At 61.1% G+C, this 14,124-nt stretch carries 13 protein-coding genes; 8 read left to right on the top strand and 5 right to left on the bottom strand.

Features of this window, described 5'->3' with window-relative positions; translation table 11 throughout:
* Positions 1 to 15: 15 nt before the first annotated feature.
* The 5 genes from AC1DVV_RS08130 to AC1DVV_RS08110 all read left to right on the top strand — a co-directional run bounded on the left by AC1DVV_RS08130 (position 16) and on the right by AC1DVV_RS08110 (position 5,052).
* A complete protein-coding gene (locus tag AC1DVV_RS08130) occupies positions 16 to 249 on the top strand; it encodes a Cif family virulence factor (RefSeq protein ID WP_457280632.1) in 234 nt (77 codons plus the stop codon).
* 368 nt (positions 250 to 617) lie between these two features.
* On the top strand, positions 618 to 1,136 hold the full coding sequence (locus AC1DVV_RS08125) for a DUF2199 domain-containing protein (RefSeq protein WP_477702460.1): 519 nt from the start codon (positions 618 to 620) through the stop codon (positions 1,134 to 1,136).
* Positions 1,137 to 1,223: 87 nt separating this feature from the next.
* Complete coding sequence (locus AC1DVV_RS08120; RefSeq protein WP_477702461.1) at positions 1,224 to 1,685, top strand: hypothetical protein; 462 nt, start codon at positions 1,224 to 1,226, stop codon at positions 1,683 to 1,685.
* A 444-nt stretch (positions 1,686 to 2,129) separates the two neighbouring features.
* Positions 2,130 to 3,107, top strand: coding sequence for an acrylyl-CoA reductase (NADPH) (gene acuI / locus AC1DVV_RS08115; RefSeq protein ID WP_457280635.1), 978 nt, complete (start codon positions 2,130 to 2,132; stop codon positions 3,105 to 3,107).
* A gap of 34 nt (positions 3,108 to 3,141) precedes the next feature.
* Positions 3,142 to 5,052 (top strand): propionate--CoA ligase, encoded by a 1,911-nt coding sequence (locus tag AC1DVV_RS08110; RefSeq protein WP_477702462.1) that lies wholly within the window; start codon positions 3,142 to 3,144, stop codon positions 5,050 to 5,052.
* 58 nt (positions 5,053 to 5,110) lie between these two features.
* Here the strand turns inward: AC1DVV_RS08110 and AC1DVV_RS08105 are convergent, their stop codons facing one another.
* From AC1DVV_RS08105 to AC1DVV_RS08090, 4 genes are all read right to left on the bottom strand, one after another.
* Entirely contained in the window at positions 5,111 to 5,587 is a 477-nt protein-coding gene (locus AC1DVV_RS08105) for a hypothetical protein (RefSeq protein ID WP_477665894.1), read from the bottom strand.
* A complete protein-coding gene (locus AC1DVV_RS08100; RefSeq protein WP_457306619.1) occupies positions 5,571 to 5,984 on the bottom strand; it encodes a hypothetical protein in 414 nt (137 codons plus the stop codon). The genes AC1DVV_RS08105 and AC1DVV_RS08100 overlap by 17 nt, the downstream gene beginning before the upstream one ends.
* 289 nt (positions 5,985 to 6,273) lie before the next feature.
* The gene (locus tag AC1DVV_RS08095) at positions 6,274 to 6,960 is read right to left on the bottom strand and encodes a hypothetical protein (RefSeq protein ID WP_457280638.1); all 687 of its coding nucleotides are present in this window, start codon (positions 6,958 to 6,960) and stop codon (positions 6,274 to 6,276) included.
* Between the two features lie 34 nt (positions 6,961 to 6,994).
* Complete coding sequence (locus AC1DVV_RS08090) at positions 6,995 to 7,870, bottom strand: lysostaphin resistance A-like protein (RefSeq protein WP_477665895.1); 876 nt, start codon at positions 7,868 to 7,870, stop codon at positions 6,995 to 6,997.
* A 220-nt stretch (positions 7,871 to 8,090) separates the two neighbouring features.
* Between AC1DVV_RS08090 and AC1DVV_RS08085 the strand changes: the two genes are divergently transcribed.
* From AC1DVV_RS08085 to AC1DVV_RS08075, 3 genes are all read left to right on the top strand, one after another.
* Positions 8,091 to 8,555: a (2Fe-2S)-binding protein gene (locus AC1DVV_RS08085; protein WP_457280640.1), complete on the top strand. Its 465-nt coding sequence runs from the start codon at positions 8,091 to 8,093 to the stop codon at positions 8,553 to 8,555.
* An 11-nt stretch (positions 8,556 to 8,566) separates the two neighbouring features.
* Positions 8,567 to 10,717: a xanthine dehydrogenase family protein molybdopterin-binding subunit gene (locus AC1DVV_RS08080; protein ID WP_477665896.1), complete on the top strand. Its 2,151-nt coding sequence runs from the start codon at positions 8,567 to 8,569 to the stop codon at positions 10,715 to 10,717.
* A 62-nt stretch (positions 10,718 to 10,779) separates the two neighbouring features.
* Positions 10,780 to 11,808: an XdhC family protein gene (locus tag AC1DVV_RS08075; RefSeq protein WP_457280642.1), complete on the top strand. Its 1,029-nt coding sequence runs from the start codon at positions 10,780 to 10,782 to the stop codon at positions 11,806 to 11,808.
* Between the two features lie 117 nt (positions 11,809 to 11,925).
* Here AC1DVV_RS08075 and AC1DVV_RS08070 read toward each other — a convergent pair whose 3' ends face one another.
* The gene (locus AC1DVV_RS08070) at positions 11,926 to 14,088 is read right to left on the bottom strand and encodes an O-linked N-acetylglucosamine transferase family protein (protein WP_477707180.1); all 2,163 of its coding nucleotides are present in this window, start codon (positions 14,086 to 14,088) and stop codon (positions 11,926 to 11,928) included.
* Positions 14,089 to 14,124: the final 36 nt, after the last annotated feature.

Raw genomic sequence — 14,124 nt, 5'->3', positions numbered from 1 at the left:
CGTAGGACTAAACCCATGACCAAGATGAAAAAGCCTGAAGATGCGCCCGGTGCATTTCAAGCCGCCTGGAATGGCCACGACATGGCTGCTCTCGGTGTGCTGTTCGACCAGGACGCAACGTTCGTGAATCGCTTCGGGCACCATGTCCGGGGCGTTGCAGAGATCGTGGCACTCCACGTTCCGATTCAAAGTTGCCAATCGGTTCTAACATATGCCGAAATTTCCCATCCCCATAGATTCGATGCATAACATGTCGTGGTGGCTCTGGTTCACCGCGGCCTGCTTGGCGGTTCTAAACTTTGGCGTCTGCGTTGCCGTGTCACGGAGCGGTAACTACACTCGAGCGCAGGTACTCCTTCAATCTGCGCTTGTATGGATGTTGCCGGTTCTCGGAGCAATATTTGTCGCGCTTGTTCTTCATGCGGATGCAACGCCGCGCACGAGGGCTGGGCCGTTCATCCCGCCCACCGATGACCCTGGCGGCGCCAGCGGGGACCTTGGCGGAGGTGGTGGCCATGCCCCATAAAATATCAATCGACGCGGACCCACAACAGCAGGGAGAGGCTGTGCCGCAAGTGTTGATGGTCCGGTCGTCTTTACTTTAGGCCTCCAATTCCATGGCAGCGATCTTTGCATTCAAATGTTCATGCTGCGGTGAGCTGCATGAGGGCTCGCCGAGTTTTGCATTTCAGGCGCCAGATCCATACACCTGGCTAACAGATGAACAGAAACAAGACATCGGGCAGCTGTCCGATGACCTTTGCGTTATCCGCCATGTCGAAAGAACCGACCATTTCGTCAGGGCTGTTCTGGAAATTCCAATACATGGCGTAAGTGAGCCCTTTGTTTGGGGTGTGTGGGTTTCTGCAAGTCAACAGAGCTTTGAGCGCTATGTTCAAACCTTTGACACCCCGGTGGAAGGTGACGGCTTCTTTGGCTGGCTCTGCAACCAGATCGACCTGTATCCAACCGAGCAATCCAGGTCCGCAGATGTGTACATACAGCTGGGAGGTCTTCGGCCCAAAGTTGTCTTGCATTCCACAGTCAATGAGACTGATCAACTGGCAGTTGACCAGCTTTCGGGTATTACAGTTGAACGTGCCCAGTACCTGGCAGAGAGGGCTATGCACCAATGAGAAGGCGGCCTATGGTCATGTTCGGTTTGGCCCACATCCATTCCTACTGGACCTCTTCTTCGATAGGAGCAGCGGGCTGCCGTTGTGGTGCAGGTCCAGCAGAAATCCGCGCTGCGGCCGCACAGGATTAACAGCGAAGCCATTTCCAGCGAAGTCCCGGCGCGCCGGTATCATGGCGAGGCCCTAACCCCTGAAAACCGCATGACCATCCTGCTACTCCCCCTCGTCCTCTTTGCTCTCATCACCCTGATGCCTGTGAAATGGGCTGCCGGGTTTGTCGACGCTGGCAACACCAGCTATGGAGCCGCTGCCATTGCGGCGATCACCGCGCCCGTTGTGAGCCTGGTGGTCTTCAAGCTGTCCGGCGGGTTCATGGGCTTCGTGTTTGCCTTTATGGCCGGCATTGCGATTTACGCCGCGATTTTCCGCGTGCCGGGCCGCTCCCTCATCGGCTTTTCCATCATGGTCGTCGCTTTGCAGGCTGCTGTGCTGTTTGCCTTTGTCTCATTTGGATTCAAGACAGGGCAGGGGCTGGTTCTGACCCTCTGATGCGTCTGGCGCATGAACGGCTTCTTGCAGGCCTGGTTTGCGGGTACATGGATTGAGCCGAGGAGTCCCCATGCTGCACCACCTCAGCAGGCGAGGGGAGCTGATCAATTGTTTGTTCGCTATAAAAAGAATAGCTGCTTGGGCAGGCAGCTATTGGGCTGTCGGCCGATTTCATTCCTGAAAATCGCAAAAACAGCGATTCAGCCTGTTCCGGGAGTCTCAAAACGGGCCCGGGGGAGCCAAAATTTCCCAATTTAACAGCGAAAATAGGCTCTAGCCCAATAAGAGCATACCGGCTATGCTATCAAAATAGTAGCAAAATTCGGCATCCCCAGTGTACCGTCAGCCTCCTGAAAGCCCGTTATCCATAATTAAGAATTCAGTTTTGCTGATTTTCCAACGTTTCTGGCCGCTTGAGACAACAACCCCTCTGGAGACAACGCCGTGTTCAAGTCACTTCTGCTCACCAAGTCCGACGCCGGCTTTTCAGCGGCCATCACCGACACCGACGAGGCCCAGCTCCCCGCCGGTGACGTGCTGGCGCAGGTCGAATATTCCACCCTCAATTACAAGGACGGCCTGGCCATTACCAACAAGGGGCCGGTGGTGCGCAGCTGGCCCATGGTGGCGGGCATTGACGGCGCGGGCACGGTGCTCGAGTCGACTCACGCCGGCTGGAAGACCGGCGACCGCTTTGTGCACAACGGCTGGGGCTTGGGTGAAACGCGCTGGGGGCTGATGGCCGAACGCGCGCGCTTGCAGGGCGATTGGTTGGTGAAGCTGCCGGCAGCCTTCACCACCCGCCAGGCCATGGCGATTGGAACGGCGGGCTACACCGCCATGCTGAGCGTGCTGGCGCTGGAGCGGCATGGCGTGAAGCCCGGCGACGGCGAGGTGTTGGTGACCGGCGCAACCGGCGGCGTGGGCAGCGTGGCCGTCGCCTTGCTGGGCAAGCTGGGTTACACCGTGGTGGCGGCCACCGGCAAGGCCAGCGAGGAAGCCTATTTGAAACAGCTGGGTGCCACCAGCGTGATCGACCGGGCCGAACTGTCTGCACCCGGCAAGCCGCTGCAAAAAGAACGCTGGGCGGGCGTGGTGGACGCCGTTGGCTCGCACACGCTGGCCAATGCCTGCGCGCAGACGCGCTATGGCGGCGTGGTCACGGCCTGCGGGCTCGCGCAGGGCGCGGATTTCCCGGCGACGGTGATGCCGTTTATCTTGCGCGGCGTGACCCTGGCGGGCATCGACAGCGTGATGGCGCCGCTGGCCAAACGCCAGCAGGCCTGGGACCGGTTGGTAAAAGACCTGGACACTGCCAGGCTCGAGGCCATGGTGGAGGAGATTCCGATGGTGAAAGCGGCAGAAAAAGCGGCCGACTTGATGTCGGGCAAGGTGCGTGGCCGTATCGTCGTCAAAATCTGAGCATGAATTCAAAAAGCAAAAACGGAGACGAGACATGACGAGCTACGCAGACTTTTACCGCCAGTCCATCGACCAGCCCGACACCTTCTGGACCGAGCAGGCCCAACTGATCGACTGGCACAAGCCCTTCACCCGCGTCTGCAATGACGACAATCCGCCGTTTGCCCAGTGGTTCGAAGGCGGACAAACCAACCTCTGCCACAACGCGGTAGACCGGCACCTGAAAGACCGGCCAGACCAGCCCGCGCTGATCTACGTCTCCAGCGAAACCGGCGTTGAAAAAACCTACACATTCGCCGAGCTGCACGCCGAAGTGCAGCGCATGGCCGCCAGCCTGCTGGCCATGGGTGTCGTAAAGGGTGACCGCGTGCTGATCTACATGCCCATGATTGCCGAGGCCGCCTTTGCCATGCTGGCCTGCGCGCGCATAGGCGCCATCCACTGCGTGGTGTTCGGCGGCTTTGCCAGCGGCTCGCTCGCCTCGCGCATTGACGACGCCACGCCGCGCGTCATCATCAGCGCCGACGCCGGCTCGCGCGGCGGCAAGGTGGTGGCGTACAAGCCGCTGCTCGACGAAGCCATCCGCCTGTCAAAACACCAGCCCGAAGCCGTGCTGCTGGTTGACCGGGGCCTCGCGCCCATGCCTATCGTGGCCGGGCGCGACCTGCACTGGGAGACCCTGCGCGCCAAGTACATGCACGCGCTGGTGCACTGCGTGTGGCTGGACTCCGCCGCCATCAGCTACACCATCTACACCAGCGGCACCACCGGCAAGCCCAAGGGCGTGCAGCGCGACACAGGCGGTTATGCCGTGGCGCTGGCCGCCAGCATGAAGCACATCTTTGACGGCCGCGCAGGGGAAACCTATTTTTCGACCAGCGACATCGGCTGGGTGGTGGGCCACAGCTACATCGTCTACGGCCCGCTGATCGCCGGCATGGCCACCATCATGTATGAAGGCCTGCCCACGCAGGGCATGGACAAGCAGCCCAATGGCGCGATCTGGTGGAGCCTGGTCGAAAAATACAAGGTCACCGGCATGTTCAGCGCGCCCACCGCGGTGCGCGTGCTGAAAAAGCAGGACCCGGCCCTGCTCAAAAAACGCGACCTCTCCAGCCTGCGCGCGTTCTTCCTGGCGGGTGAGCCGCTGGATGAACCCACAGCCCGCTGGATCAGCGAAGGCCTGAACGTGCCCATCATCGACAACTACTGGCAGACCGAATCGGGCTGGCCCATCATCACGATTGCCAACGGCGTCGAAAAGAAGGCCAGCAAGTTCGGCAGCCCCGGCGTGCCCATGTACGGCTACAAGGTGAAAATCCTGCACGAGTCCACCGGCGAAGAGCTGACGGAGCCCAATGAAAAAGGCGTGGTCGTCATTGAAGGCCCGACGCCGCCCGGCTTCATGCAAACCATCTGGAAGGACGACGCGCGCTTCGTCAACACCTACTGGAAGAGCGTGCCCGGCAAGATGGTTTATTCAACCTTCGACTGGGGCATACGCGACGAAGACGGTTACTACTTCATCCTGGGCCGCACCGACGACGTGATCAACGTCGCCGGCCATCGCCTGGGCACGCGCGAGATCGAAGAAAGCATTTCAGGCCATGCCGGTGTCGCCGAGGTGGCGGTGATCGGCGTGGCCGATCAGCTCAAGGGCCAGGTGGCGATGGCTTTTGCTGTGCCCAAAGATTCGAGCGTGCTGGCCGACAAGGCAGCGGCGATGAAGCTTGAAGGCGAGGTCATGAAACGCGTGGATGGTGACTTGGGTGCAGTCGCCCGACCATCGCGTGTGCACTTTGTGTCGGCCCTGCCCAAGACCCGCAGCGGCAAGATGCTGCGCCGCGCGATTCAGGCCGTGTGCGAGGGCAGGGACCCAGGAGATTTGACTACGATGGATGACCCGGCGGCGCTGCAGCAGATTCGGGATCGGGTGGCTGGGTAGGTCGCCCCCACGAAGGACCGTGCGTCACAAAATCATCGGATACGCTTATGCAGGCGCTTCACAATTTCGTATCCCGCAGGGTGAATATCGCTTCGAAGTGAAGGTCTTTGCAGCGCCCGGCCAGTTGCGACAACACGGCTTTACCCAGGGCCGAGCGCGCCCTGGGATGCGTGATCAGTATGCGAATCCCCAGATCAGTCCTTGCGTGAGGAAAAGCTTTGCCTAGCTCTGCGCTATGCACCCATTCCGAATAGGCATTGAGTTTGCGGATGGCGCGTGGTTTGGTCAGGCCGTCTTCCAGTGGCCGGTCAATGACCAGAAGCAGCGTAATGGTGCCTGATTTGTCATCTACCTGAATGCCGTCCAGCTGGTGTATGTCGTTGACTCCCAGGCCAGCCGCAGGCGCGAATTTTGCGCAAAGAAGCAGCAGACTGATGAAAGAAATACGCCAAAGCAGAGATCGCATAAGAGGTTGGTAATTCGCAGTTTTAACTTTGGCGGAGACGTGAAGGGCGTTGCTAGTCCGGTAAGGCAAGCGCCATGCCTTCCATCATGCCTTTCGCTTCTGGTTCCGGGGACTCTGTCCAGACGCGGTTCCCGTTGGTAGCGGTGGGGCGGTTAGCGGCCTCCTGGATAAGAGCACCGACTAAACCAAAAAACTGACCAAAGCCACCACTTGGCTGTGAAAACGTCGCGAGTAGATAGAAAAAACGCCGTTCGTCTGATTGCACGCTGATCTCGGTAACGCGTTCCTGGCCCGCAGGGGTGGCGGCTGTGAGCCGCCGGGCGCCGGGCGCGACGCCGATGGCTGTATAGCTATTCGGTGGCATGGTGGCTACTTTGACGCCATCCACCAGCACGGTCACTGTCTCCATATCTCCGGAAATTCTCACCAGATACAGCAGCGCTTGCCCCGGCATGGGGTCTTGCAACTGTATTTCTTTTGGCTGCGGTGTGGCCGTAGCTGCGGGGGGATTGGCCCAGGCGCAGACGCTCGCAAGCAAAAGTATTCCTGATAGTGCGTGCCGGATCATCTTGGCCTTCAAGTTCGGGTGAATCGAGCCGTAGCGGCTGCTTGGCGTTGCTGATTCTAGAGGGCCGGGCGAACAAAAATGCCTTTGAGGGACCCGGGAGATTTTGACCACGATGGATGACCCGGCGGCGTTGCAGCAGATTCGGGGTCGGGTGGTGAGATAAGGGTTTTTTCAGGGCTACGCATGCTCACTTTGTACCTGCCGCCACGGTGGCCAGCAATAGTTCTGTTGCCTGCTGGATAACCGGGCCTGCCAAGGGTTCGCGTTGCATCACGGACATGGGGCCTTCGCCGAAGTACAAGCCGTCTGACACCAGAAAGCTCAAGCGCACATTGCCCGGCTTGGGCGGACCAAGGCGTGGCTTGTCCCAGGGGCCGATGCGTGAAACGATGCGCTCAGATGCAACGAACAGGCGCTGGACCATGGGAAGGAAGCTATCAATCCCTTCAATGATGACGAGCTTTCCGGATTGATTGACGTAGCGAACTCCACCTTCCGAAAAGGCGGCCAGCACGTCAAGGCCGCCGGCGAGGGGAACTTCGATGATGACGCCGAGAAGGACTTTGGGCGGGACCGCTTTGCCGGCCTGCCTGAGCTTTGAGAAGGCCAGGTATCGTACCCGTCCTTCCTGCGAGGTGTCGCAAGCCAATGTCTGCAGTTGAGGCGCGTCGGCGGGCACCGAGAAGAGTGTGGCCTGCCAAGGTGTTTGCTTCTGCCCCGGGGATGCATTGAAAGCGGCGGCGTCGTCGCAAAACAGCAGGTTGTAGATGGCATTGGCGGCATCGCCGGCATATGGTGTGTACGGAGGATTGGCTGTCGCCGCACTGGCGGGCGCACTGCTCACGCCGACGGAGGCGAGGAATTTTTTAAACATGAATGGGCCTCTATGGTGAAGTTCGATGCTGACACTAAGACAACAAGGTTCTGTCACGAAGCATGAACTGGAGCACGGATGCGCCTACAAAAGCCAGAAAAAAAGCGCCAATCCAGATCGAGAGCGGCAAGTCACTGAAAAAGGCTATGTTGCCGGATTTGTCACTGAAGTTTTGACAGAAGAATGAAATCGTCGAGTTGTACATGCAGTGAAGCGCAATGCATGGCCATAAGGACCTGCTTCGTTCATAAAGCCAGGCAAGGACAGATCCGGCAATCAATCCCACCATGAACTGGTAAATATTCAGATGAGCGGCACCAAATAACGCCGCTGAGGCAAAAATAGCGAACTTCCTGGGATATTGCGCCAGAAAACTGCGCACGATAATGCCGCGAAAAAGCATTTCCTCCAGAACGGGAGCCAGGATGCAAACCGTGATGACAGACATGGGATCGTTCGTCATCATTCTCTGGAACATCATTTCCTGTGATCTTGACAAAGGGAATGCCGAGACCATCACTGCATCCACTGACAACATGGCTAACACCAGTGCAGGAATCAGCATGGCGATAGGAAGCATCAACAGCATGATGGTGACGCTTGCCGAATTTCGGGACGCATGAAACAAGGCCCGGTAGCTCAGCTGCTTGTGATGCAGCACAAGGCTGAACACGCCGGCATAGCCAAGAACTGTTGCGATGCCCCAGACGCCGTTGAGTGCATCTCCGCGCAACCCGAGCATATCGGCTAGCGCCACCCATGCGACGTATTCAAACAGGAATAACGCAAGAACGATCAGCGCAGCCTGGCCCAGGGTTGGGAAGCTTGCGTACTTTTCTGTGGCCCTATTCATGCCGCCAACCTCGGCTGGCTTCCGGTCGCGAAACTGCGGGGCGATGTGGTGCGCCATCCATTTTGTGGTCCTCCCAAACTCTTGTAAGGCATGAGTTATATCAGTTGTCTCATCTTGAGAAAAAGTGTTGAGACTTTGTTTCAGCCAAGGGTTTCTACCCGGATACCTCCCGATGCCCGGTCGTAGCATGAGTCCCGCAAGGCCTTCGGGTAGTAGCTGACTTTTGGGGGCCTGCCCGATCCTGTGATGACAGCGATTCAACAAAAGGGGACCCCACATGACAACAAAACTCAACGTGAACGGCAAGGCCGTTTCCGTCAACGCTGAACCTGACACGCCCCTCTTGTGGGTGATACGCGATGAGCTGGGCATGACCGGCACCAAGTTCGGCTGCGGCGCGGCGCTATGCGGCGCATGCACCGTGCACCTCAACGGCAAGCCGGTGCGGTCGTGTCAGACACCGCTGTCTGCAGCTGCCGGCCAGAAAGTGGCCACGATTGAAAGCCTTTCACGCAACAACACACATCCGCTGCAGGTAGCGTGGATCAAGCATGATGTGCCGCAGTGCGGCTACTGCCAGTCGGGGCAGTTGATGAGCGCGGCGGCCCTGCTCACGAGCAACAAGAACCCGAGCGACGCGGACATTGACGCGGCGATGAGCGGCAACATTTGCCGCTGCGGCACCTACCCGCGCATCAAGGCGGCGATCAAGGATGCTGCTTCCACCCTGCGCAAAGCCTGAGGAGAATGATCATGACTGACAACACACTGGTCTCCCTCGATCGCCCTGATCGTCGTACCTTCCTCAAAGCCTCATCTGCCGTCACGGGCGGGCTGATGATGGGCGTCACGCTGGGCTTGCCGCTGGCAACCCAGGCCGCGGGCACGCTCTACACGCCCAACGCCTGGGTGCACATTGCCGATGACAACACCATCACGCTGTTGTCGGCCCGCTCCGAGATGGGGCAGGGCGTGTACACCTCCATGCCGATGTTGATTGCTGAAGAGCTGAACGTGGATTTGCGCAAGATCAAGGTGGCGATTGCGCCTCCGGGCAAGGTCTACACCAACGCCTTGCTGGGCGCGCAGATTACCGGCGGCTCGACCTCGGTGCGTGACGGCTGGGAAAAGCTGCGCATTGCGGGCGCGCAGGTGCGCATGATGCTGGTGTCGGCGGCGGCTGCCAAATGGAATGTCGATGCCTCGACGCTCAAGGCCGAGAACGGCATGGTGATTGGCCCCAATGGCAAGAAGGCGACCTATGGTTCGCTGGCCGAGGCCGCATCGAAGCTGCCGGTGCCGGAGAAGGTCGCGCTGAAAGACCCGAAAGACTTCACCGTGATCGGCAAACCCACCAAGCGGCTGGACACGCCGATGAAGGTCAACGGCACGGCCGAATTCGGCATTGACGTGAAGCTGCCCGGCATGGTCTACGCCAGCCTGCAGCAATGCCCGGTGATCGGTGGCAAGGTCACCAGCTTTGACGCCGCCAAGGCCAAGGCCATGCCAGGCGTGATCGACGTGGTGCAGATTCCCGATGGCGTGGCCGTGGTGGCCGACAGCTACTGGCATGCCTACAAGGCGCGCCAGGCGCTGACAGTGCAGTGGGACGAAGGCCCGGTCGCGGCCATCAGCAATGCCAGCATGCTGGAGGGCATACGCAAGGCGGCCGACAGCGGCAAGGTGATACCCATCATCGCGCCCAAGGGTGATACGGCGGGCGCCATGAAGGGCGCGGCCAAGACCTTGAAGGCCGAGTACGTTTCGCCGCTGCTGGCACACGCCACGCTGGAGCCGATGAATTTCACGGCCGACTACAAGAACGGCAAGATCCTGCTGATCGGCCCCACGCAATTCCAGCAGGGTGCTGAGGGCAGTGTGGCGGCGGCGCTGGGCATCAAGCCCGAAGACATCACGCTGAAGACGACCTTTCTGGGCGGCGGCTTTGGCCGGCGGCTGGAGCTGGACTTCATCGTGCAGGCGGCGCAAATCTCCAAGGCGGTCGGCAAGCCCGTCAAGCTGCTGTGGAGCCGCGAGGACGACACCACGCACGACTTCTACCGGCCCATGGCGGTGAACCAGCTCTCGGCCGGGCTGGGGGCCGACGGCAAGCCGGTGGCGCTGAATTTCAAGGTGACCTCGCAGTCCATTACGCAGCGCGCCTTTGGCCTGCCCAAGGACACGCTGGACCCTTTCATGGCCGAAGCCGGCGTGATGCCGTATGACATTCCGAACACGCAATACGACCTGGTGATCCACGACAGCGGGCTGCGTGTGGGCTACTGGCGCTCGGTGAGCCACGCGCTCAATGCCTTTGCCAATGAGAGTTTTGTCGACGAAATGGCGCTGGCGGCGGGCAAAGACCCGTATGCCTACCGCATGTCTCTGCTGGAAAAGCAGCCGCGCTTTGCCAATGTGTTGAAGATGGCTGCCGACAAGTCCGGCTGGGGCACACCGCCGCCGGCAGGGCGTAGCCGCGGCATCGCGCTGATGGAGGGGTACGACACCTACATGGCGCAGGTGGCGGAGGTGTCGGTGAAGGACAACCAGATCACGGTGCACAAGGTGACGGTGGTGGCCGACCTGGGCCGCATGGTCAACCCCGACACGGTGCAGGCGCAGATCCAGTCGAGCATCGTGTTTGGCCTGTCAGCCGCGCTGAACAACCAGATCACGTTGGACAAGGGCCGGGTGCAGCAAACCAATTTTGGCGACTACCCGGTGCTGCGCATGCATGAATCGCCGGTGATGGACATCACCCTGGTGCCCAGCACCGAGAAGCCGGGCGGCATTGGCGAGCCGGCCACGGCGCTGGTGGCGCCCGCGGTGGCCAACGCGGTGTTTGCCGCCACCGGCAAGCGGGTGCGCACGCTGCCGCTCAATGACAACCTGGCGAAGGCTTGAGGCCGCAGGGCTTTGAGGCCGGGCCGAGGCAGAAAAAACTGCGGGCTGCTAGCATTTGACGCATGGATAACATTGACCTCGAAGTTCTGAAGACCTCATCGCAGTGGCTGGCCGCAGGCCTGCGCTGCGAACTGGTGACTGTGCTTAAAACCTGGGGCTCCAGCCCGCGGCCTGAAGGCTCCATGCTGGCCATCTGTGAAGACGGCCGGGTGGTGGGTTCGGTGTCGGGCGGCTGTATTGAAGACGACATGATTGACCGGGCCCGCCGCGAGGGCCTCAGCCAGACGCAACCGGCCATCGTCACTTATGGCGTTTCAGCCGACGAGGCGCGCCGCTTTGGCCTGCCTTGCGGCGGCACCATTGAGCTGGCCATAGAACCTTTGTCAAAAGCCAGCCGCATTGACGAGCTGCTGCAGCGCTTGCAGGCCGGTGAGCTGGTGGCGCGCCGCCTTGATTTGCAGACGGGCGCCGTCACGCTGAGCACGGCGCAGCCCAGCCAGGGCATGCAGGTGTCTGAAGCGGCGCTGGTGACCTTGCACGGCCCGCGCTGGCGACTGCTGATCATCGGTGCCGGACAACTCTCCCGCTTTGTGGCGCAAATTGCGCAGGGCATGGACTACGCCGTGACGGTGTGCGACCCACGCGAGGAATACCGTGACAGTTGGCAGGTAGAAGGTGTGGAACTGGCCACCGGCATGCCCGACGACGTGGTGCAGGCCATGAAGCTGGACGCCCGCTGCGCGGTGATTGCGCTGACGCACGACCCCAAGCTGGACGACCTGGCGCTGATGGAGGCGCTGCGCTCCGACGCGTTCTACGTCGGCGCCATCGGCTCCCGGCTGAACAACCAGCGCCGCCGCGAAAGGCTGGCCGAACACTTTGACATGACGGCCGAAGAGCTAGGCAAGCTGCACGGCCCGATCGGCCTTTACATCGGCAGCAAGACGCCGCCCGAGATTGCGATTTCCATCCTGGCGGAGCTGACGGCAGTCAAGAATGGTGTGACGTCGGGACAGATGGCCAATGTCGCCGCTGCCAAGAGCCAGCTTGGTTTGCCGCCGACCGGCGAAGTCTGCGCCATCACGCAGTAGGCACGGCCGCCGCAAGTACGGCCGCAGTTTGGCGGGTCAAGCCGCAAATTCAGAAGAAAAAACGCCTGCAGGCCAATAGGGGTTTGCGCAAGCAGCTATTGTATTGATAGCAACTGATCAGGTGTCGACGGCCTGTGCGGCGCTCACGTCGAATGCCACCGGTGGCAAGCCTGCGCGTGAGCGTTCCGCCATGTGGGCCCAGGCTGCTTCCCGGTCCTTGACGCGCGCAGCCGCATCAAACAGGGGCGGGGGCGGTGTTTTGTTCCGCGCTGCGTGCAGCCTGGCCTTTAGCTGCTGCAACGCTTCTGGGTTGCGGCCTAGCCGCACAGCCTCCGCAACATAAGCCTGCGGGCTTTCCAGAATGCATTCAGGCAGGCCGGCAGCCTGCAGAATGCTTGCGCCCATGCGCGCGGCCATGCTGCTGCCGGGGCAGGTGATCGCAGGAACGCCCTGGCGCAGGGCTTCTTCCAGTCCGGGCGCGGCATTGAGGCGCAACGTGTCCAGGAACAGGTCGGCACAGCCCAGGTGGGCGGGTATCTCGGGCCAGGCGGCAAGGGCTGAAAAGATGAGCCGCTGTGCGCCCACGCCCGCAGCCTGTGCTTCGCGCACGAGGTTGGCTGCGGCCCGGCTGCAAAAAGGCAGCCACAGCACCGCGTCGGGCAGCGACCGCAGGATTTTCATCCAGCCGGCGAAGGTGGCCGCATCCAGCAGGGGCGGCAACAGGCATGAACACAGCACCAGGGTGTCCGCGGGCAACCCGGCTTTTTCGCGGGAAGGGGTCGTGGGCTCGGCATCCATGCCAAAGCTTCCCGGCCAGCAAGTTTGCGGCAGGCGGACGATGGGGCCGGCCTGGTCCTCCACCTGCGGGTGGATGAAGTGATCGGAAAGGGTGTAGTCCCATGCGCCCGGTACATGATGGCTGTAAAGGCCGGGCTCGCGCAGCTGCACGGGCGCGACTCGCATCAAGGCGATTTCCTGCCGCGTCCAGGCCGGGTTCAGGGCCTGTTCAACGTAAATATCAAGCCTGTCCAGCCGGATGCGCCCCACCGCTTCGAGGTCAGTCATGTGCCCCAGTTCATTCACACTGGCCGCATGGCGGCGCAAAACCTCCAGGTGCTCCGGCTGCGGACGTCCTGTGAAGGCGTAGACATGAATGGCAAAACGGTTGCTGTCGTGCAGCGCGAGTTGCTGCTCGAGCGCCCGCATCTGCCGGGTGTCGGCCAGGCTTTGCACGGCGAGGCCGATGTGGATGCGGCTGTCGCTCTGGAGGCGGCGTGTGCGCGAATCCGGCTTGAACGGCGGGCAGGGTTTGAGCCGGCTTTTTACAGCATCCAGGGTTTGCCGGCGCATCTGCTGCAGCGCGTCTTCGTCCATGGCGAGCGCCAAACCGTGGAAAGGCGAATCGCCCCAGTCGCGGGGCTTTTGGGTGGCAAGGGATTCAGCCAGGGCTTTCTGCAGGATATCCGTGAGCTTGTGGTGATGCCGCCAATCGCCGATGGCGATATTGCGGAAGGCTTGCCGGGTGTGGATATGCAGCGCGTCGTCCGCCACGTGGTCGGCGGCCTTGCCCTGGATGGTGCCCTCCAGTGCAGCACCTTCGGCGGTTTCCAGTTTCAGCAGGAACTCACCCAGCAGGTTGCGGGTGTTGCCATCGAGGTCTTTCAGGGCCGCGTCGGCTTTTTCGAGCTCACCGGTGAAAGCCAGAAGCGCGAGGTGCCGAAGTTTCAGTTCGACGTGTTCCGGAAATTGCGCCAGGGCAAGCCGCGTAGCCTCCACGGCCTCTGCGTAGCGCCGCGCGCCTGAGAGGTATTCGGCGAGGTTGGCGTGGTAAGGCGGGTGGCCGGGCTGAAGATCAAGGCACTTGCGGGCCAGGTGAATGGCCAGGTCCCACTGCGATGAGCTCGCCGCCAGGATGGCGACGTTGTTCAGGGAGCGCAGGTGGTCGGGGTTGAGTTCCAGGGCCCGTGCGTAGGCCGCCTGGGCCTTTTCAAGATCGCCGCAACCCTCTGCTGCAATCGCCAGGTTGGCTGCGCCGTCGGCGTCCTGCAGCAGCGATGCTTCAACGCCCAGCAGGGTGCGGTAGGCGGCCTGCGGGCGATCCAGCACGCTGAGCAGGGTGGCACAGGCGGACGCCGAATTGACATTCGTCGGCGAGAGGGCATGCGCCTTTTCAAAAGCCGCGAGCGCCAGTTCGGGCTGGCCGGTGCTGTCCAGCTGGCTGCCTTGCGACATCCAGGCCTCGTGATCCGCCTCACCGATACCGGGGCGGGTTTTATCCATCGCAACTGTGTCGCCGTCGTGCATGCAGGAATTATG

Source organism: Polaromonas sp. P3_B4, from assembly GCF_056402835.1.
Note: the sequence above shows the minus strand (reverse complement) of the source record. Positions and strands in the feature narration are given on the sequence as shown.

What these genes read in the sequence shown, in the direction of transcription:
- AC1DVV_RS08130 (WP_457280632.1), top strand. Translation starts at nt 16, where the DNA reads ATGACCAAGATGAAAAAGCCTGAAGATGCGCCCGGTGCATTTCAAGCC.
- AC1DVV_RS08125 (WP_477702460.1), top strand. Translation starts at nt 618, where the DNA reads ATGGCAGCGATCTTTGCATTCAAATGTTCATGCTGCGGTGAGCTGCAT.
- AC1DVV_RS08110 (WP_477702462.1), top strand. Translation starts at nt 3,142, where the DNA reads ATGACGAGCTACGCAGACTTTTACCGCCAGTCCATCGACCAGCCCGAC.
- AC1DVV_RS08095 (WP_457280638.1), bottom strand. Translation starts at nt 6,960, where the DNA reads ATGTTTAAAAAATTCCTCGCCTCCGTCGGCGTGAGCAGTGCGCCCGCC.
- AC1DVV_RS08090 (WP_477665895.1), bottom strand. Translation starts at nt 7,870, where the DNA reads ATGGCGCACCACATCGCCCCGCAGTTTCGCGACCGGAAGCCAGCCGAG.
- AC1DVV_RS08085 (WP_457280640.1), top strand. Translation starts at nt 8,091, where the DNA reads ATGACAACAAAACTCAACGTGAACGGCAAGGCCGTTTCCGTCAACGCT.
- AC1DVV_RS08080 (WP_477665896.1), top strand. Translation starts at nt 8,567, where the DNA reads ATGACTGACAACACACTGGTCTCCCTCGATCGCCCTGATCGTCGTACC.
- AC1DVV_RS08075 (WP_457280642.1), top strand. Translation starts at nt 10,780, where the DNA reads ATGGATAACATTGACCTCGAAGTTCTGAAGACCTCATCGCAGTGGCTG.
- AC1DVV_RS08070 (WP_477707180.1), bottom strand. Translation starts at nt 14,088, where the DNA reads ATGGATAAAACCCGCCCCGGTATCGGTGAGGCGGATCACGAGGCCTGG.